Here is an 18233-nt window from a genome sequence, read left to right on the forward strand (position 1 = left end):
TTGTTTAAACGGTGCCTATCATTTTGAAACAAACAGAAGGGGATGGTCTTTAAGGCGCTTGACAATTTGTTTCGGCCTAATTCCGTAAGGGTAACTATGCAGTAACAGGCAGAGCCAAACGACATTATAAGACATTCGGAAGGGGTTATGGAAATGATCATTGAACTTAGCGTAGCACTAGTTGCTGTTGCATTCGCAGTCCTCGTATTCTTCTTAATTAAAACCTTGAAATCAGCGAAGGAATCCCTCGACAAGGTTAGTCAGACTCTGCAGGAAGTGCAAAAGACCATTGATGAGCTTACCTATGAAGTGAAAACAACGGTCAGACATGCCAACGATATCACTGCCGATGTTCAGGGCAAAATTCAGAAGATCGATCCTATTGTCGATTCTGTGAAGAACCTCGGTGATGTGATGAATGAACTGACACTGACCGTGAAGCAGGTATCGGTAACCGTCATTGAGAAATTCCGCAAATCACGCGAACTGAAGGATAAGGCCAAATCTGTATCTATTGCAGAAGTTCCGCTTACTCCGTCCGAAGAAAGAACGATTCAATCCTATGAAGCGGTAAACGAAAGCAAGTCCAAGGGTAAAATAGCAACAGCGCTTAAGGGCGTGGATGCTGCAGCCGCCATCTGGCAGAAGTTCCGCCATTAATCAGGTTAAGTAGCGCAGGGTTCAGGCCAAGGGCAATTACAGCTTATGAGAGGCGGGAGTTTATATGAAAATCGTTATTCTTTTGCTTAGTCTGCTTTCTCCCTTTATCACCATTCCGCCGCAAGCTGAGACTGTCCCTGCCGCTTCTTCGGCAACCGTGCAACCGCCGGTAAGGCTCGCATTCGAGCATAGTGTCAATACAGTTCCCTACATAAGCAGTTTCGAGTCTCTGGCGGGGGTTACCCTGTATATGCCGGAAGAAGCGCTGCTGCAGACCAAAGGTATCCCGCCTGCGATTACTCCGGACCCTTGGGGAGATTGCCTGGAATATCAATATGCTGACGTCTCCGCCGGTGTTTGTGAGGGCGTTGTCCTCTATGTACATGCTTCACCTTCCCAGGCAGAACAGTTCGGCCTGAATCTTAACGGTCAGGAACTGAATCCGGTAACGGCCAGCCTGCAGGAGACATTGGGGGCCCCGGATTTTGAAGCCGAGGACGGCGATGTATATATAAGAGGAAGTGCAGCGCTCAAAGTCTACCGCAATATGAACACCGGACAATGGGAGGGTATTGATTTATTTGACGGAAATTCCTTCTGAGGCTGTTTCAAGGGCGGCAATTTAGGTTAATGAATGCTCAGTCATCTTTTAACTGCGTTGCCCTCTTAAACAATACAAGGAGAGTGATTTCATGGATTCAATCGGTACACAGGCATATGCCAAGTTGCTGGAGAATGGTGTTCAGGCGATAGAAGAAGTGAATCGTCTGCGTAGCAGCGGCTATACAAGAGATGACCTCTACGTGATCAGTCACGATGAAGACCGTGAAGGCCGTATCGTGGATGCTGCAGACGTGAACGAAGTCGGGCTCAGCGAAGAAGGATTATTTGGTGCGATTGCTAACCTTTTCCGTTCACGCGGCGATGCTCTCCGGTTCAAGATTACTTCGCTCGGCTTTAGTAGCGCGGAAGCGGCATTTTATGAGAAGGAGCTCGATTTGGGCAAAGTTCTCGTTATCGCCAAAAGAAATCCGAAATAATTGCCGGTCAGCCTTCTGTGACCTCTATAGTCCAATAGCGTAACCTCCAGCCCCACTACAAGCAGTGGGGCTGGAGGTTACTTTGTTGAAGACGAGGGCCTGGTTCTCTTCCAATATCTTGATATATGGAAACAGGCCGTTCAAATATCGTATGATAGAGTGATAGAATTACAGGTTTTACGGTCCTAATACTATTCGTGTGAGGTGAGGGAGCTTGAGAATTTTAATCGTAGATGACAATCCGACCAATGTAATCATTATCCGTGAAATCCTGAAAAAAGAAGATTACCGGAATTTTATAACGGCTTCGTCCGCTAAAGATATGTTGAAGCTGCTCGGTGTGGGTTCTGGCGTAGATGAGAAGCAACCTAAGCAGTCGGATGTGGATTTGATACTGCTGGATATGATGATGCCGGAGATGGACGGGATTGAGGCATGCCGTGTGGTTCAGCAATATGAGCATCTGAAGGACATTCCCATTATTATGGTCACCGCTGTGGGAGATTCCAAGAAGCTCGCAGAAGCACTGGATGCAGGTGCCGTGGATTATGTTACGAAACCGATTAACAAGGTGGAACTGATGGCCCGCATCCGTCTGGCACTGCGGCTGAAACGCGAGAAGGATTGGCATAAGGAGCGGGATCAGCGCATCCAGGATGAGCTGAAGCTGGCTGCCTTAGTGCAGAATGCAGTACTCAGCTTGCCGCTTACCGAGGAAACGTTTGAGGTGCATGCCATTTATCAGCCGTCCTTTGAGCTGGCCGGTGACTTATACGCCTGGTATCCGCTGGGTGACGGGCGTTATGCTGTCATTCTGCTGGATATGATGGGACACGGGATCTCTTCATCGCTGTTCTGTATGTTCCTGGCCTCGGTATTGAAGGATACCGTGACTACCTATGTTGAGCCGGAGAAGGTTATCCAAGAACTCAACAGGCGCTTCAACCAGCTCTACATCGAGAAGCAGCTGGTCCAGTATTACTTCACGGCAATCTATCTTGTCATTGATACACGGATGAAGCGGATTGATTATGTGAATGCCGGACATCCGCCGGCGCTGTTATTCGAAGGAGAGGCCAAGACTCCGGTTCTGCTGGAGAGCAACTGCCACCCGGTCGGGCTGTTTGACCGGATTGATATCCAGCCGCAGAGCCTCAGCTATGAGGAAGAAGGCCATCTGGTGCTGTTTACAGACGGCTTACTGGAAATGGTCCAGGGAGAGCAGGCGGAGCAGCTCGAATTCATGATCGGGCATTTGAATGCCGGTCATGACTGGCAGGAAGAGGTTATGCGCACTGCTTTCCTGAATGAGCCTGTGAATCAGGAGCGCGATGACGATAAGTGTCTGGTATGGATTTCGCTGAAGAAAGGAACAGATAGGGAATGAAGATAAAGGCTAAACTGCTAATCGGCTTCAGTGCCATGCTGGCCATTATGCTGGCTCTTACCATGATCGGGTATGACCGGCTTCATTATATGAGCGGACAGCTTGACAGCTTCCAGGAGAGATACAGCAAAGGCCGCTCCTCTTCGGGGCTTCGCGGTGAAGTGAATGATATGGCACGGATCTTAACCACCTCGATGCTTAACGCGGATACACTCTCTGTGGATGCCCAGAAGGCGGAAATTAACAGCAAGGTGCTCAAAGCTGAGGAGCATCTGAAGAATATACAGGACTCCATGAAGACCACAGAAGAATTACAGCTGTTATCGCGGATTGAGGCTTCTTATTCTGCGTATAAGAATTATCAGAATAAAGTGCTGGAGATGCTGACCGCCGGGTACTTCCAGAATGCCAATACTTACCGTAATACAGAAGGACAAGATATCCAGAATGAGGTGCTGAACAGTCTGAATGCACTTTCCGATTATAATGCCTTCCGGATGACTGATGAGACCGCCAAAGCCAAGGAGGCTTCCGAGCGTTCGATTCAGATGGTAACCCTGATTATGATTGTGGGACTGCTGCTGGGGCTTGGGGTGATCCTGTGGGTTATTCCGAGTATTACGCGCGGTCTGAGTGTCGTATCCATGATGATTACCAGCTTTGGCAACGGCAAGATACGGGCGATCCGGCGGATCAAGGTCAAATCCAAAGATGAGATTGGTGATGTAGCCCGTGTGTTCCAGCAGATGGCTGAGGATATTGAGCAGAAACAGCAGCTTGAACGATCCTATGCCCAGGCGCAGAGTGATCAGGCTTGGCTGAATGCGAACATAGCCCGGGTAACGGAGCTGCTGCGCGGCGTCAGTTCACTGGATCAGGTGTCGCAGACTTTTATCAGTGAGTTCACGCCTGTGCTGGGAGCCCAGTACGGTGCTGTATATTTGAAGGATCAGAACAATCCCAACCTGCTGGTCAGCAGCGCTTTCTATGCCGGTGAGGAAGGCCTCAAACCGAAGGAGAGCTTCGAAATCGGTCAGGGGCTGGTCGGGCAGAGTGCCTTGGACAAGCTGCCGATTAAGCTGACAGAGGCTCCGGATAATTATATTTCCATTTCCTCCGGATTCGGGGAATCGCATCCGAGTTACATTTCCATCCATCCGCTTTTATTTGAAGATGAGCTTATGGGGGTAGTGGAATTCGCTTCCTTCACTCCTTTCTCGGTGCTGCAGAATGAGCTGCTTCATCAGCTTTCGAATAATCTGGGTATCATTCTGAATAATATCGGCCGCAGGCTTGTCGTTGAAGAGCTGCTGCGGGAATCGCAGGCGCTTACCGAAGAGCTGCAATGCCAGTCAGAGGAACTGCAGACCCAGCAGGAAGAACTCCGCCGTTCCAACGAGAATCTGGAGGAACAGACGGATGCGCTGAAGCGTTCCGAGGAGCTGCTGCAGCGGCAGCAGGGAGAGCTGGAGCATTATAATACGGAGCTGGTCGCCAAGACCCATGCGCTGCAGGAGCAGGTGCAGGAGGTCGAAGAGAAGAAGGATGAGATTGAGCATGCCCGCGTCCAGCTTGAGAAGCAGGCGATGCAGCTTGCTGTGACCAGCAAATACAAATCCGAGTTCCTGGCGAATATGTCTCATGAGCTGCGGACGCCGCTGAACAGCCTGTTAATCCTGTCCCAGCTTCTTACGGAAAATAAAGAAGGGAATCTGAGCGACAAGCAGGTGGAATTCGCCCATACCATTTATATGTCAGGTGCGGACCTGCTCAAGATGATAGATGAGATCCTCGATCTGTCCAAGGTGGATGCCGGCAAAATGGAGCTCAATTACGAAGAGATTCCGCTTACGGAGCTAAAGACCTTCGTGAAGCAGAACTTTGCACCGCTGGCCAGTAAAAAGGGGCTGTCGCTGCGCTTAGCCTTCGAAGAGCCGCTGCCGGATCATGTGTTCACGGACAGCCACAGACTGAAGCAGGTGCTGCGCAATCTCTTGTCCAATGCCTTCAAATTTACCAGCGAAGGACATGTGGAGTTCTCCGTCAGCCGGGCGGATACCAAGCAGCTGCCTTCCTATCTGCCGCATGAATTTGAATACATTGCACTGTCCGTCAAGGACAGCGGAATCGGCATCCCGTCCGACAAGATGGATATTGTCTTTGAGGCCTTCCAGCAGGTCGACGGGACAACCAGCCGCAAGTATGGGGGCACAGGTCTCGGGCTGTCGATCAGCCGCGAGCTGGCCCGTCTGATGGGCGGGGCAATTGGATTGGAATCGCGCGAAGGACAAGGGAGCATCTTCACCTTGTACCTGCCGGTCAAAGGGAATTACAGCCTGCTCCCGGGAGTGGCAGAAGCCGCCGCCGCACGGGATGCGGTGACGCTTGAAGAGTACCGGGATGAACGTTCATGGGATGAAACCGGCGATGTGGCCCCTACGCCCCTCGTGCCGGTTATTGTTGAGGACGACCGCGAATCGCTGACCGCCGGCGACAAGGTTCTGCTCATTATCGAAGATGACGAGAGCTTTGCCAAGATACTGCTCGGCATGGCCCGCGGCCGCGGCTTCAAGGGACTGGTGGCTCTTCAGGGAGATACCGGCCTGCAGATGGCCAAGACCTATTTGCCTGACGCGATTATTCTCGATATCCAGCTGCCCGTCATGGACGGCTGGTCCATACTCAGGGAACTTAAGGGTGCATCCCAGACCCGGCATATCCCTGTGCATGTGATCTCTGTGAACGATGAGATTAAGCAGGGCTTAATGATGGGCGCAATGGCCTACTTAAGAAAGCCGTCTTCACGTGAGGCGCTGGAACGGGCATTCTCGCAGATTGAGAACTACACCGCCAGCACGCTTAAGCATCTGCTCATTGTAGAAGATGATGATATCCAGCGCCGGTCCATCATGGAGCTTATCGGGCATGATGATGTAGCCATTACTGCGGTTTCCACCGGCCATGAAGCCCTGGGCGAGCTGCGCAAGCAGAGGTATGACTGTATGGTCCTCGATCTTATGCTGGAGGATATGACCGGGTTCGAGCTGCTGGATCAGATCCGGGACGATGAAGAGCTGAACGATCTGCCGATCATTATTTACACCGGTAAAGATCTGGACAGCAAAGAAGAGACACAGCTGCGTAAATATGCGGAATCGATCATTATCAAGGATGTCCGCTCGCCGGAACGGCTGCTGGATGAAACTACGCTGTTCCTGCACCGGGTAGAGGCAAATCTTCCGGAAGATAAGCGTAAAATTCTGCAAAAGCTGCACAATAAAGAAGAATTGTTCGACGGCAAAAAAATATTGCTCGTTGATGATGATATCCGAAACGTCTTTGCCCTCTCCAGTGTTCTCGAAGGGTATCACATGGAAGTGAAGTTCGCCGAGAATGGGCGGGAGGCCATAGATATGCTGGTGGAGCAGACGGATTATGATCTGGTGCTGATGGATATGATGATGCCGGAAATGGACGGCTACGAAGCGATGCGCCGTATCCGGCAAATGCCGCAGTACCAGAAATTGCCGATTATTGCACTTACGGCTAAGGCGATGAAGGAGGACCGGGCGAAGTGTATTGAGGCCGGAGCCTCCGATTATATGAAGAAACCGATCAGTACAGATCAGCTTCTTTCCTTAATGCGTGTCTGGTTGTATTCGTAAGGGCGATTTCGGGGTAATAGCTTTACAGTACCATTTGGAACGAGTCCGGAAATAAGGCTTAGGCAAGGGAGTATTGATAACAATGACAGCTATGGAACGCGGATATGAGGAGCAGGCTATTCAGGCAGGGAGCAAACAGGAGCTTGAACAGATTGAAATTGAGCTGCTTCTAAGCGGGGTACACCGTCTATATGGATATGACTTCAGGAATTATGCGCTGCCTTCCTTGAAACGGCGCATCTGGCATCATGTCCATGCCGAGAATGTGCCCAGCATATCCGCCCTGCAGGAGAAAGTGCTGCATGACCGTGCCTGCTTTGAACGGTTTGTATACAGTCTTTCGATCCCTGTAACGGAAATGTTCCGCGATCCGGGACTCTTCCTGACCTTCAGGCAGAAGGTGGTCCCCCTGCTGCGGACCTATCCGTATATCCGGATCTGGCATGCCGGCTGTTCCACAGGCGAAGAGGTATATTCCATGGCTATTATGCTGCATGAGGAAGGGCTTTACGACAAGGCGCGGATTTATGCAACGGATATGAACGCCCGTTCCCTGCAGCAGGCCAAAGAAGGCGTGTATGAGATCGGGAAGATGAAGCAATATACCAAGAATTATCTGGAGGCGGGCGGTACACGCGCGTTCTCGGAATACTACACAGCGAAGTATAATTCAGTGATTCTGCAGCCTTACTTGCGCAAGAATATCATTTTTGCGGAGCATAATCTGGCGACAGACACTTCATTTAATGAATTTAATGTTATTTTTTGCCGCAACGTAATGATCTATTTCAACGATGAGCTCCGCGATCATGTTCATGGCTTATTCCACGAAAGTCTCAGCCGGTTTGGAGTGCTGGTCCTTGGTTCCAAGGAATCCATTCATTTCACGAAATACAGTGACAGCTACGAAGCTTTGGACAGGGTGGAAAAAATATACCGCAAGAATAAGTAGCGGGTAAGGAGGGGCCTATGGGGGTTCAGGAACCGATTCATATACTGCTGGTTGACGACCGTCCCGAGAATCTGCTGGCACTGGAAGCAGTGCTTGAGAGTCAGCATTACAAGCTTGTCAAAGCCAATTCTGGTGAAGAAGCACTGCGGTGCTTATTAAGATATGAATTTGCAGTTATCGTACTGGACGTGCAGATGCCGGGTATGGACGGAATCGAAACCGCCAAATTAATCAAAGCCAGAGAGAAAACCAAGGATATTCCGATCATATTTATCTCTGCCAACAGCAAGGAGGCGGAGCATCTGTTCGCGGGTTATTCTGCCGGTGCCATTGATTATATGGTCAAACCCTTTATTCCGCAGATTCTGAAGTCCAAGATCGAAGGCTTTGTTAACATGTATCTGACCAGCAAGAAGCAGCAGCTTCAGTCTATGCTGCTGCAGCAGAAGACACAGGAACTCGAGCGGATTAACGGGGAACTGGTCAAAGCCAAGGAAGAGGCGGAGATTGCCGCTAATGCCAAGACCGAATTCCTCGCGATGATGAGCCATGAGATCCGTACGCCGATGAACGGGGTAGTGGGCATGATCGATCTTCTGATGGAGACGGAGCTTGCTCCTGAACAGAAGGAATATACGGAGATTATCCGCAAAAGTGCGGATACCCTGATTACGGTCATTAACGATATCCTTGATTTCACCAAGATGGAATCAGGCAAAATGGAAATGGAAGAGCAGTTGTTTGAGCTACAAACCACCATCCAGGAGGTGTTTAGCTTATTTTCTGCGGAAGCTGGCAAAAAGAATCTGGAGCTGGCTTATTTCATCGACCAGAAGCTGCCCAAGCTCATTTACGGGGATATGGCCCGTTTGCGGCAGGTATTAATTAATCTGGTGGCCAATGCGGTCAAATTTACCAACCAGGGCGGCGTATATTTGGTTGCGTCCAGCGTGCCTACAGCTGATAATAAACTGGTAGTGGAATTTACAGTGAAAGATACAGGCATTGGAATTTCACCGGAGAAATGTGACCGGCTGTTCCAGCCCTTCTCTCAGCTTGATTCATCCATGACCCGCAAATACGGAGGGACGGGCCTGGGGCTCGCCATCTGCAAGTCACTTGTTGGGATGATGGGCGGAGATATCCGTGTGGAGTCGATGGAAGAGAAGGGAGCTACATTCGTATTCACGATACAGGCAGCTGTCCCGGAGGATGAACTGGCAGGCAGCTGCCAGGAGGAGCAGAGTGCGGGAAAAGTGGTTGACCGGCATTGGCGCAGCAAGGTGCTTGTAGTGGATGACCATCCGATCAACCAGCGCCTGATGGTAAGCATGCTGGACAAGCTGGGCTATAATGCCGAGGTTGCCGAGGATGGCAGCCAGGCTGTAGAGATGGCCCGGAACTCTGCTTACGATTTTATATTCATGGATTTGCAGATGCCGGTGATGGACGGGCTTGAAGCAACCTCCCGGATCCGTGAGAACAGCAGTGGTTCTCCGGACAAGACTATTATCATCGCCATGACTGCGAATGTCATGGAGGGCATTCAGAATCGCTGTATCGCTGCCGGTATGGACGGCTATATCAGCAAACCGCTCAAGCTAAGCAGCATCAAACAGGTTTTTTCCAGATATTCAGTCGAGGATAACCCCGCTGCGCAGCGGAATGCCTCACTTTTTAATGCATGATCCAGTAATTACCACAGCCGTTAAGTCCCAATTGTTGTTTCAACAGTGTACCATTAGGGTTATTGGTAAAGAAAACATTTATCAGGAGAGTTGTCTATGAATACACATAAAAGCGAAAAATTCCACGCAAAAACCGAAACAGAAGGCACAGTATGTACCGTTTATCTGACTGGAGAGCTTGATCTGTCTGTGACTCCTGATTTCCGTCTGGTCATGGAACCGCTGGTGGGAGATACGGGACTTGATCTCGTGATTAATCTTAAGGATTTGAGATACATTGACAGCACAGGAATCGGGATTTTGTTGTCGATTCTCAAAGCAAGACACGGAATGGAAGTTAAATTTGCCGTTGAAGAAGTTCCTCCACAAATACAGAAATTGTTTGATATGACCGGCATTTCCAAGTTTTTTGCCCCCCAAGAGAATTCCCACTAGGAAAGGATCGAACTAAGGATGAGTGATGACGTGCAAAGAGTAGTGCTTCAGTTACCCGCCAGTGCAGAATATGTCGATATCGTCAGACTTAATTTATATGGCATTGCCTCTAAGATGGGTTTTACTTATGAAGATATTGAGGATATGAAGGTAGCAGTCTCGGAAGCCTGTAACAACTCCGTGCTTTATGCTTACGGGCAGGAAGACGGTTTGGTTGATGTAATCTTTGAAGTAGGATCAAGTGCTTTGTCCATTACTGTCAAAGATGAGGGGGAGAGCTTTGACGGTTTGGATTCGTCCGATGAACGTATGACGCTGCACGACAAGGAGCTGAATGATGTTCAGGTGGGCGGACTGGGATTTTATTTAATGCAGGCGCTTATGGATGACGTTAGCGTCGTTAGCGAAGCAGGGAAAGGGACAGTCGTTACCCTGACTAAGCGGCTTAATTACAGCGAGGAGAAAGTATGAACGACAAAGTGACTCCCCCAGAGTCCATGAATGAAGCAGTAAGCCTGATCTGGGAATACCAGCAGACGAAAGACAATGAAATAGCTACAGTGCTCATCCGTAAATACGAGCCCATGGTGAAGATGGCAGCCGGCAAAATTGCCCGTAACCGTCCGGATCTTTATGAAGATCTGTATCAAGTGGGACAAATGGCGCTGATCCGGCTGTTGCAGCAGTATGATATTAGCCTGGGGATACCTTTTGAGCCCTATGCTATGAAAAGCATGATCGGACATATGAAGAATTTCCTGCGTGATAAATCCTGGTACATACAGGTTCCAAGACGGATCAAAGAAAAAGGAGCACTTGTACAGCAGGCCATTGATGAACTTACCATTCGATTGGAACGTTCCCCTGCGGTGGAAGAAATTGCCCATTATCTGGATCTTACCGTGGAAGAAACTGTGGAAGTACTGGCCGGCAGGGAATGTTATCATTATGTTTCCCTGGATTCACCGCTCTCACAGGAAGAGACGGGTGCTACACTCGGCGAATTGATCAGCTCTGACGCCAATGACTATGAGACTGTGGAGAAACGCATGGATCTCCAGCAGGCTCTGGGACAGCTGAAGGAGCAGGAGCAGCAGGTGCTGCTGCTGGCCTTCCAGGATGGCCAGTCACAGCGTGCCATCGCCCAGAAGCTTGGGGTATCGCAGATGAGTGTTTCCCGTATACAGAAGCGTGCTACCGAGAAGCTGAAGCAGATTATGGCTAACTCTTCTTATTAAGCTTAAGAAGTATGCCGTTATATTGAATAGCAGGACAAGCCCTTCCCCGCCGGGATAGGGCTTGTTTTGCTATAGGCTGGAATAATTCCCCGTGGTTCCACGAGCAACACCCCTCCTGCAGTCTAATCTGGCGGGAGTAGGCTGCAGGAGGGGTGAGCGGGAAATTCATTTAGCTGTTGGCATCAATATACTTTTTGATTTCTCCAAGATATTCCCCGATAACCGGCACATCAAGGAACAAACTAAGAATATAGCCCAGCAAACCGAGGATCACGAACGTACCAAGGGAAAGCCCCAGGCCTCTGGATACGCCGGCCATCAGATTGGTAATGATCCGCTTCTTGGGGTCCGTATAATTCTCCAGGATATCCTTGAATTCTGATTTTTCGAGTGAATCTGCGATTTTGTCGAGCCGTGCATTCAAGCGTTTGACCTCATGCCGCAGCTCGAAGGGATGCTCATCAACTTCATAAGCTTTAGTTCTGCTGTCCGCTTCTCCCATAAGGCGTACCTGCTTTCTATAGCCTGGAACAGGCTTTATTGAGAATATGAGGGTATAATCCATTTCGGCTTAGTGGGGGCTTATAAGCCTAAAAAAGGCATGCATAAATAGAGAGCAGCCAGCTACGGCGAGCTGGCTGCTCTCTTGTACTGCCTGAATAGGCCGTATATCGCCGTTTTTTAATAATTGGACTTGTAAGAGGATTTAACTTCCTCTTTAGCATCCTTAGCTTCATCAGCTATGTCTTTGGAAGCATCTTTAGCCTTGTCGGCTACCTCTTTAGAGGAGTCTTTGGCTTCATCCGTGACATCCTTGGAAGCGTCTTTAACGTCACCAGCCACATCCTTAGAGGCTTCGCTTACGGTTTCACCAATCTTCTTGCCTGTTTCCGACAATGTAGCAGCAATTTGTTGTTTGCTGTCGCTGACCGTTGTGAAGATGTCAGAGGCTTTAGCAGATACTGTACCTGCCAGATCGGTTGCTTTTTCGCTGACTGTAGTTGCCAGTGTTTTGGTCTTGTCTGTTACGGCTCCTGCAACCTCTTTGGTTTTGTCCGTGGCAATCGAGAGCTTGTCTGACAAATCACTGCGCATTTCACGACCGGGTTTCGGTGCGAACAACAGTGCCGCCGCAGCCCCAAGCAGACCGCCTATGAAAATTCCCTTGAAAAATGTGCCGCCGCTTTCTACTGGATATTCCGTTTCTGCCTTGTTCATCACCAATCACTCCTCATTAGATTATTATGATTTGAACTCAGGCTGCTATGCTGCCTGCCGTCATTCAAATTCAGGATAGCCTGAAGTATCTTACTTCGTATATAAACGTAGGGGTATATCCTGAAACAGTTGGTGAGCATGGGAAAGATTGCCGGAGTATAGGGAAGCATCCAGGCCATAAAGGGTCTTTTCTATATATAAACGGCCACATTCACGGCTTTACAAACGGTTGATTGATGAAGAAAGGAAGGGGGTAAGAGATACTAAATCACAGCGCCTATATACATCTCATATAAGGAGCATTTATCCCCTGTTTAAGATATGGAGAAGGTTCCAACATCTATGGAGGTGCAAAGTTTATGATTAAAGTAGTCACATCAGCAGAGCGTCATACTTCGAATAGAGAATGGATACACAGTGAATTCAGCTTTTCTTTTGCCGATTATGATGACCCCAGCAATGCCCACTTTGGCGCACTGCTGGCCCATAACGACAATGAATTGAAGCCGGGGCAAGGCATGCACGAGCATCCGCATCATGATCTGGAGATTATTACTTATGTAGTTTCCGGAGTCCTGAAGCATCAGGATGATCTCGGTAATCATGCGGATCTGCAGGCCGGAAGTGTACAGATGATGAGCGCGGGTACAGGCATCAATCATTCGGAGACGAACCCGTCGCTAAGCTCGAATGTGCGTTTCTTGCAAATCTGGCTGCTGCCGGACCGTCCGGGAATGACGCCGAGGTGGGACGCGAGATTCTTTCCTGAAGAGCTTAAGCTGAACAATCTGCTTCCGGTGGCTTCCGGATCAGCGGACATGGGAGCGCTTAAGCTGGGCGAGGATGTTACGGTCTATTTGTCCCTTCTGCAGACGAACCGGGAGCTGCATTACCCGCAGCAAGAGGAGCGGCGCACTCATATTTATCTGATTTCCGGAAATCTGGAGATTAGCTGCTCAGACGGCGTGTTTCAGCTTCAGCAGGGAGATGCGGCGCGTATCCGCAAGAGCTGTGATCTGACCATTAAAGGGACAAGCAATGGCGGAGATGCAGAGTTCATCCTGATTGATCTGCCGTAAATGCCGGGCGCAGACCTGCCTATATTCGAGCATCCATGCACAAAAGCCCTTCATCTTCCCTGTCCATTCCTGCGGACGGGTCGGAGAGAAGGGCTTTTATCATGCCAATTGACCGGTTTATTTCTTGCGCAAGCGTCCAAGCTCAGAGACAAGCGCCTCCACCTGTGAGATGCTCAGCCTGTCGCTGCCCATGGCAACCTCATAAATATCCTGAATATCCTCATAATGCTCCACCGAAAAAGCCGAGGCCTGCATAGCTGCAGCACTGGCCATTTTCAGCTTGTTCTTGATACCCTCGATCATATACTCAACATTTTCCTGGCTTGGTTTCGATAAATCCATGGGGTATAACAGTCCTCCCTAAGTGATAGTTCAAGTATTTTATCATGTTTGGATAGTGAAAGACCATTTTTTTGTCTGGATCACAGAAAACATGTTAAATTAGAGGGAATAATTCGCAGGCAATGGAATGAGGGGGAGAGAAGTCTTTGGCAATCAGAGAAGAAGAGAGCAGGAAACGCCGCAAAATGGATGCTGACGGGCTGGCTTCTTTCTTCCGGGAGATCGCCGCCTTGCATCCGGCAGAGCAGCTGACCTTTCTGTGCATCGGAACGGACCGCTCCACTGGTGATGCTCTGGGGCCGCTGACAGGCAGCCGTCTGCTGGAATATGGTTTCCCCCATGTTACCGGTACGCTGCCGGCACCATGCGATGCGGATAATCTGATCCGGCGGATAGCAGAGATTCCGGAAGGGCAGATTATTATCGCTGTGGATGCCTGCCTGGGGCCGCCCGCTGCGCTCGGGTATTACTTCGCGGCTGCGGAGCCACTTCGTCCGGCACAGTCTGTCGGGCTGCTGCTGCCCGCAGTCGGAAACTACAGTCTGGCGGCGATTGTCGATGTGAACAGTCCCCGGCCTTACCGTACGCTGCAGACCACGCCGCTACACCGGGTGATCGTTATGGCCGACCAGATTGCCCGTGCTGCCGCCCAGGGTTTTGGGCTCACGGGCTGAGAGCGTTTCAAAGGTACCTGATCTAGCTTAATAATAAAGACAAGCCGCGGTCTTCAACCGGATACTACATAGAAAGAAGGAAGCAGCCATGGAAAATGTTCGATGCGAAGGAAACAACATTTGTTACAGTGATCAAGGTAAAGGTGATGTCATTGTTCTGCTGCATGGATTCTGCGGGAGCTCGGAATACTTTGAGAAGGTTATTCCTGGCCTAATCGCCAATTACCGGGTCATTGCCCCTGATTTGCGCGGACACGGATCTTCAGATGCTCCGCTCGGAGCCTACACGATCGAACAGATGGCCGATGATGTTCTTTCACTGCTGAATGCCCTGGAGATTCCTGAGTGTTATTTGCTTGGACATTCCCTGGGAGGCTACATTACTTTGTCGTTTGCCCAGCGCCATGCCTCCAGGCTGAAGGGCTTCGGACTGATTCATTCCTCCGGTTATCCGGATAGTGAGGAAGCCAAGGAGAACCGGCTGAAGAGCGTCAGCATGATCCAGAATGAAGGGATCTTTGCTTTTGTAGATCAGCTGGTGCCCGGACTCTTTGCTTCCGGAGCAGCTCCGCAGCTGCTGGAACGGGCCAAGGAGATCGGCTATAAGACCCCGCCGCAAGGCGCGGTAGGCGCGGCCATGGCTATGCGTGAGCGCCCGGACCGGCGTGATGTGATCTCGGCAACAGCGCTGCCGGTGCTGCTGGTAGCCGGAGCGGAGGATTCGAAGGTGACTCCAGAACGGACCTTCACCTCGGATAATCCGAATATTACCAAGGTGACAATAGCAGGAGTGGGCCACATGAGCATGTTTGAAGCTCCGGAGCATTTGTCGCAGATTATCAAGGATTTCGTACACACACCTGTGCAGAAGTAATTCATTTAGCAGGCAAAGAGGCAGCACCCGCCGGATGGCGGAGTGCTGCCTCTTTGTGTTGGCCGCGCTGCGGCTTTTATTGAAATTTACGGATAGCCGGAACGCAGAGCACGAGAGCGACACAGGTAAGTCCCAGACTGGAGAAAATAATTATGGTCGGAACCCCGCCAATCAGGTCGGCCAGCCAGCCGACAAAGATATAGCCGACCGGCAGCAGGGCGAAGGAGCCGAATAAATCGAGACTGGCTACCCGTCCGAAGGCTTCCTTCGGAACCAGCTCCTGCAGGCTGATCTCCCAGATCAGTCCGAATATCATCAGCCCGAAGCCTTCAAGGGCAAAGAAAGCGATGGCTGCAGCCGGAGTACCCGCAAACGGCATCAGCAGCAGAGCCACACCACCCAGCATAGCACCGCCGTAAGCCATAATGCCGCGGTTCTTCCATTTCGGCCGCAGTCCGAACAGCAAGCCTGCGATAATTGCGCCTACTCCGGAGAAAGTAACGGCAAGCCCGTAGACATAAGGAGGCCAGCCGTGATGGACCTTGAAGAGCCAGGGAAGAAGGACACTGCTGATCCCCGCGTAGCAGATGTTGATGAAGCAGAAGGCCAGAATCGTAATCCACAGCCAAGGCTGGCTGCGCAGAACGGAGATTCCCTCGATGAAATCCTCTTTCCAGTTAGGAGTATTCGGAGCTTCAGTATCCGGCAGAACGGAGGCGGCGGAATCTGCGGCGGGTCCGGGCTGTAATTTGACGATCAGCACTCTGCGCAGGTAGACAAGGCAGATTAAGGAGATCAGATAAGTGAAGGCATCCAGGCCGAAGCCGACACCTGCGGACAGGTGAGTGATCAGCAGGCCGCCCAGTGCGGGGCCGATCAGGCGTACGGACTGGGTAGTGATTTGGGTCAGTGAATTCGCAGCCACGCGGATGTCCGGAGTGAATACTGTGGCCCGGACTGCAGCATAGGCAGGCTGGAATAGACCATCGAGCAGACCGTAGAAAGCTACTAGAACATAAAGTAGCGGAATACTGAGAATTCCGATCAGCGCCAGAACTGCCGTTATCATCATCACGGCAAAGCGGGCAATATCCGCCAGCATCATAATCCGTACACGGTCGTAACGGTCCACGATATGTCCGGATACCGGAAGCATGATCACATTCGGCAGCATGTAAGCAGCCATAACCAGACCCATCGTGGTGGTTGATCCGGTCAGTGAATAGACGAGGACGGGCAGAATGACCATCGTCACCGAGCTGCCGAGGAATGAAATTAAATGTCCCAGCCACAGATAGGGAAAAGCGCGTGAGCGGACAAAAGGAGCAGCGAAACCCTGCAGCGGATTGCGACTTTCCTGTCCGGTAGGACCGGCGGTATTCATCTACTCCTGTACCTCCGCATCTGTATCCGGTTCCGGTGCAGGATCAGCAGGCTGCAGACGTCCCATCACGATCTCAACACCATATTCGTCACCGGCAGTAACTTTGGATTCCCAGGCGGTGATCAGCTCCAGCATCTCCTGATGGAATTTCGCAAGCTCCGGAGGAGAGAGGGTGAGTCTGGTAATGAAATGCTCCACTTGGTCTTCTTTGCGGAAGTGGAAGCTGCTAAGCTGCTCCGAGCGGAACATCGTCCCTTTGGAGCGGTAGAATTTCTGGATGATGCCTCCTGCTGCTTCGGTGCGGACAAGCTCCAGAAGCCCGCCCTCATACAGCTTGATGATGTGGTAGTGGATGTTCCCCGGTGTCTTGTTCAGCTTCCCGGCAACCTGCTTGGACGTGAGGGGTTCTCCCGACAGCGTATGCATGATCTTAATCCGCAAGGCGCTTTCCAGCAGCTTATCCTGTTCCGGGGTGACCTTCAATGGCTGTACGTTATCTTCCAGATGAGACTTGCTCGAAGCAGTTGTTTCCGGCGGGCTTTGCCCGGGGTCAGCGGATTGTGACATAGGATTTCCTCCAATATGTAATTTAGAATAACGGATATTAACAATAGTAATTCTATGGATAATGTATTTTCAGGAGCCATTCGATCTGCATAATAGTATGATCTGGATTACAGATCGAGTATTTGTATTGTATTCGGGCCGGCTCTTTTATGTCAAGGATTATTGATTGCAGGCATAGCAGAGATGGGCTGATGTTCTGGTACTGAACAAGGTGGCGCTGCCGCATGAAATGGCTTAAGATTAGTCCAAAGGCTATAGACTTAGACGATGGCCAGCTTTTGGCGGGATTGTAATAAATGTGGGTGCGGATACGAAAGGGTGAGCAAACATGTTCCGGAGAGATTATATCGTACGCATGATCGAGGATATGACGGCAATGGTTGCCAAGGTAATGACCTTGAAGCAGGATAAAAAAACAACAGAAGCCCTGTGGGAAGTGGACGAGCTGCTGATGCGGCATTTCCGCATAAATTCCCGTCTGCTCAATTCGCTGTCCGTAGAGGACATTATTGATATGTTTCGTCTCGGCGGTGTGCTGGAGTCCGATAAGCTGCAAGGGGTAGCCCGGCTGCTGAAGGAGGAAGGCGGTATATACGCGGCAAAAGGGGATCAGGATCAAGCCCTCTACAGGGCGATGCGGTCCTTGCATTTGTTTTTGTATGCGGATCTGCATGGTGCCGACCGTGAGCTGCTGAACATGACGGGCGATATCAATGAGCTTTTGGAGGAAGTAGAGCCTTACCGCCTTCCGGCCAAAACAGAGCGGCTGCTGATGGCCTACCAGGAATCCCTGGGACATTACGCCAAAGCGGAGAACAGCCTGTACCGGCTATGGGAGCAAGGGGAGGATGTTGCGGCGGAGGGCAGGGAGCTGTACGGACGGCTGCTGCTGCTGAGTCCGGAGCGGTTAGCCCAGGGGGGGCTTCCTCTGGAGGAAGTGCAGCAGGGCGGGGAAGAATGGAGCAAGCTTACGGTTAATGCTATAATATAACGATATTCAGGAGACAACGTGCTCCATTTATAAATTGAA

At 50.6% G+C, this 18233-nt stretch carries 19 protein-coding genes; 14 read left to right on the forward strand and 5 right to left on the reverse strand.

Translation table 11 applies throughout. The features are described 5' to 3' along the window. Positions 1-153 precede the first annotated feature (153 nt). From GC101_RS15225 to GC101_RS15270, 10 genes are all read left to right on the forward strand, one after another. Positions 154-660: a DUF948 domain-containing protein gene (locus GC101_RS15225; protein ID WP_039309267.1), complete on the forward strand. Its 507-nt coding sequence runs from the start codon at positions 154-156 to the stop codon at positions 658-660. Between the two features lie 64 nt (positions 661-724). Then, positions 725-1261 (forward strand): hypothetical protein, encoded by a 537-nt coding sequence (locus tag GC101_RS15230; protein ID WP_171717926.1) that lies wholly within the window; start codon positions 725-727, stop codon positions 1259-1261. A gap of 91 nt (positions 1262-1352) precedes the next feature. Next, a complete protein-coding gene (locus GC101_RS15235) occupies positions 1353-1700 on the forward strand; it encodes a YflT domain-containing protein (protein ID WP_171717927.1) in 348 nt (115 codons plus the stop codon). A 214-nt stretch (positions 1701-1914) separates the two neighbouring features. After that, positions 1915-3087 (forward strand): SpoIIE family protein phosphatase, encoded by a 1173-nt coding sequence (locus GC101_RS15240; RefSeq protein WP_171717928.1) that lies wholly within the window; start codon positions 1915-1917, stop codon positions 3085-3087. Beyond that, entirely contained in the window at positions 3084-6752 is a 3669-nt protein-coding gene (locus GC101_RS15245) for a response regulator (RefSeq protein WP_171717929.1), read from the forward strand. The genes GC101_RS15240 and GC101_RS15245 overlap by 4 nt, the downstream gene beginning before the upstream one ends. An 82-nt stretch (positions 6753-6834) precedes the next feature. Continuing rightward, positions 6835-7704, forward strand: coding sequence for a CheR family methyltransferase (locus tag GC101_RS15250; RefSeq protein WP_039309260.1), 870 nt, complete (start codon positions 6835-6837; stop codon positions 7702-7704). 17 nt (positions 7705-7721) lie between these two features. After that, on the forward strand, positions 7722-9392 hold the full coding sequence (locus GC101_RS15255) for a response regulator (RefSeq protein ID WP_171717930.1): 1671 nt from the start codon (positions 7722-7724) through the stop codon (positions 9390-9392). A gap of 96 nt (positions 9393-9488) precedes the next feature. Next, a complete protein-coding gene (locus tag GC101_RS15260; RefSeq protein WP_171717931.1) occupies positions 9489-9827 on the forward strand; it encodes an STAS domain-containing protein in 339 nt (112 codons plus the stop codon). An 18-nt stretch (positions 9828-9845) separates the two neighbouring features. Beyond that, positions 9846-10298 (forward strand): anti-sigma B factor RsbW, encoded by a 453-nt coding sequence (gene rsbW, locus GC101_RS15265; protein WP_042140008.1) that lies wholly within the window; start codon positions 9846-9848, stop codon positions 10296-10298. Continuing rightward, a complete protein-coding gene (locus GC101_RS15270) occupies positions 10295-11065 on the forward strand; it encodes a sigma-70 family RNA polymerase sigma factor (protein ID WP_039309251.1) in 771 nt (256 codons plus the stop codon). Before rsbW ends, GC101_RS15270 begins: the two co-directional genes overlap by 4 nt. A 169-nt stretch (positions 11066-11234) precedes the next feature. Here GC101_RS15270 and GC101_RS15275 read toward each other — a convergent pair whose 3' ends face one another. Continuing rightward, on the reverse strand, positions 11235-11567 hold the full coding sequence (locus tag GC101_RS15275; protein ID WP_039309250.1) for a DUF5665 domain-containing protein: 333 nt from the start codon (positions 11565-11567) through the stop codon (positions 11235-11237). 179 nt (positions 11568-11746) lie between these two features. Beyond that, the gene (locus tag GC101_RS36920) at positions 11747-12283 is read right to left on the reverse strand and encodes a YtxH domain-containing protein (RefSeq protein ID WP_081970286.1); all 537 of its coding nucleotides are present in this window, start codon (positions 12281-12283) and stop codon (positions 11747-11749) included. A 359-nt stretch (positions 12284-12642) separates the two neighbouring features. Here GC101_RS36920 and GC101_RS15285 point away from each other — a divergent pair, with 359 nt between their 5' ends. Continuing rightward, positions 12643-13362 carry a pirin family protein gene (locus tag GC101_RS15285; protein ID WP_171717932.1) on the forward strand — a complete coding sequence of 240 codons (720 nt, stop codon included), beginning with the start codon at positions 12643-12645 and terminating at the stop codon, positions 13360-13362. Between the two features lie 117 nt (positions 13363-13479). On the opposite strand, the gene GC101_RS15290 is transcribed toward GC101_RS15285, so the two are convergent. Then, positions 13480-13704 (reverse strand): DUF1128 domain-containing protein, encoded by a 225-nt coding sequence (locus GC101_RS15290; RefSeq protein ID WP_039309247.1) that lies wholly within the window; start codon positions 13702-13704, stop codon positions 13480-13482. Between the two features lie 146 nt (positions 13705-13850). Here GC101_RS15290 and yyaC point away from each other — a divergent pair, with 146 nt between their 5' ends. Together yyaC and GC101_RS15300 are read left to right on the forward strand one after the other, a co-directional pair. Beyond that, entirely contained in the window at positions 13851-14378 is a 528-nt protein-coding gene (yyaC, locus tag GC101_RS15295) for a spore protease YyaC (RefSeq protein WP_246354347.1), read from the forward strand. An 88-nt stretch (positions 14379-14466) separates the two neighbouring features. Further along, positions 14467-15252 (forward strand): alpha/beta fold hydrolase, encoded by a 786-nt coding sequence (locus GC101_RS15300; protein ID WP_042140005.1) that lies wholly within the window; start codon positions 14467-14469, stop codon positions 15250-15252. Between the two features lie 76 nt (positions 15253-15328). Here the strand turns inward: GC101_RS15300 and GC101_RS15305 are convergent, their stop codons facing one another. Continuing rightward, positions 15329-16636 (reverse strand): MFS transporter, encoded by a 1308-nt coding sequence (locus GC101_RS15305; protein ID WP_171717933.1) that lies wholly within the window; start codon positions 16634-16636, stop codon positions 15329-15331. Further along, positions 16637-17203 (reverse strand): winged helix-turn-helix domain-containing protein, encoded by a 567-nt coding sequence (locus GC101_RS15310; RefSeq protein ID WP_171717934.1) that lies wholly within the window; start codon positions 17201-17203, stop codon positions 16637-16639. Between the two features lie 328 nt (positions 17204-17531). Between GC101_RS15310 and GC101_RS15315 the strand changes: the two genes are divergently transcribed. Continuing rightward, entirely contained in the window at positions 17532-18194 is a 663-nt protein-coding gene (locus GC101_RS15315; protein ID WP_171717935.1) for a DUF6483 family protein, read from the forward strand. Positions 18195-18233 lie beyond the last annotated feature (39 nt).

The sequence above is a fragment of the Paenibacillus phytohabitans genome (assembly GCF_013141775.1).
GTDB classification, from domain to species: domain Bacteria; phylum Bacillota; class Bacilli; order Paenibacillales; family Paenibacillaceae; genus Paenibacillus_AQ; species Paenibacillus_AQ phytohabitans.

What these genes read in the sequence shown, in the direction of transcription:
- GC101_RS36920 (WP_081970286.1), bottom strand. Translation starts at nt 12,283, where the DNA reads ATGAACAAGGCAGAAACGGAATATCCAGTAGAAAGCGGCGGCACATTT.
- GC101_RS15315 (WP_171717935.1), top strand. Translation starts at nt 17,532, where the DNA reads ATGTTCCGGAGAGATTATATCGTACGCATGATCGAGGATATGACGGCA.
- GC101_RS15235 (WP_171717927.1), top strand. Translation starts at nt 1,353, where the DNA reads ATGGATTCAATCGGTACACAGGCATATGCCAAGTTGCTGGAGAATGGT.
- GC101_RS15300 (WP_042140005.1), top strand. Translation starts at nt 14,467, where the DNA reads ATGGAAAATGTTCGATGCGAAGGAAACAACATTTGTTACAGTGATCAA.
- GC101_RS15275 (WP_039309250.1), bottom strand. Translation starts at nt 11,567, where the DNA reads ATGGGAGAAGCGGACAGCAGAACTAAAGCTTATGAAGTTGATGAGCAT.
- GC101_RS15270 (WP_039309251.1), top strand. Translation starts at nt 10,295, where the DNA reads ATGAACGACAAAGTGACTCCCCCAGAGTCCATGAATGAAGCAGTAAGC.
- GC101_RS15250 (WP_039309260.1), top strand. Translation starts at nt 6,835, where the DNA reads ATGACAGCTATGGAACGCGGATATGAGGAGCAGGCTATTCAGGCAGGG.
- GC101_RS15225 (WP_039309267.1), top strand. Translation starts at nt 154, where the DNA reads ATGATCATTGAACTTAGCGTAGCACTAGTTGCTGTTGCATTCGCAGTC.
- GC101_RS15255 (WP_171717930.1), top strand. Translation starts at nt 7,722, where the DNA reads ATGGGGGTTCAGGAACCGATTCATATACTGCTGGTTGACGACCGTCCC.
- GC101_RS15310 (WP_171717934.1), bottom strand. Translation starts at nt 17,203, where the DNA reads ATGTCACAATCCGCTGACCCCGGGCAAAGCCCGCCGGAAACAACTGCT.
- GC101_RS15260 (WP_171717931.1), top strand. Translation starts at nt 9,489, where the DNA reads ATGAATACACATAAAAGCGAAAAATTCCACGCAAAAACCGAAACAGAA.
- GC101_RS15285 (WP_171717932.1), top strand. Translation starts at nt 12,643, where the DNA reads ATGATTAAAGTAGTCACATCAGCAGAGCGTCATACTTCGAATAGAGAA.
- GC101_RS15290 (WP_039309247.1), bottom strand. Translation starts at nt 13,704, where the DNA reads ATGGATTTATCGAAACCAAGCCAGGAAAATGTTGAGTATATGATCGAG.
- GC101_RS15305 (WP_171717933.1), bottom strand. Translation starts at nt 16,636, where the DNA reads ATGAATACCGCCGGTCCTACCGGACAGGAAAGTCGCAATCCGCTGCAG.
- GC101_RS15230 (WP_171717926.1), top strand. Translation starts at nt 725, where the DNA reads ATGAAAATCGTTATTCTTTTGCTTAGTCTGCTTTCTCCCTTTATCACC.
- GC101_RS15245 (WP_171717929.1), top strand. Translation starts at nt 3,084, where the DNA reads ATGAAGATAAAGGCTAAACTGCTAATCGGCTTCAGTGCCATGCTGGCC.
- rsbW (WP_042140008.1), top strand. Translation starts at nt 9,846, where the DNA reads ATGAGTGATGACGTGCAAAGAGTAGTGCTTCAGTTACCCGCCAGTGCA.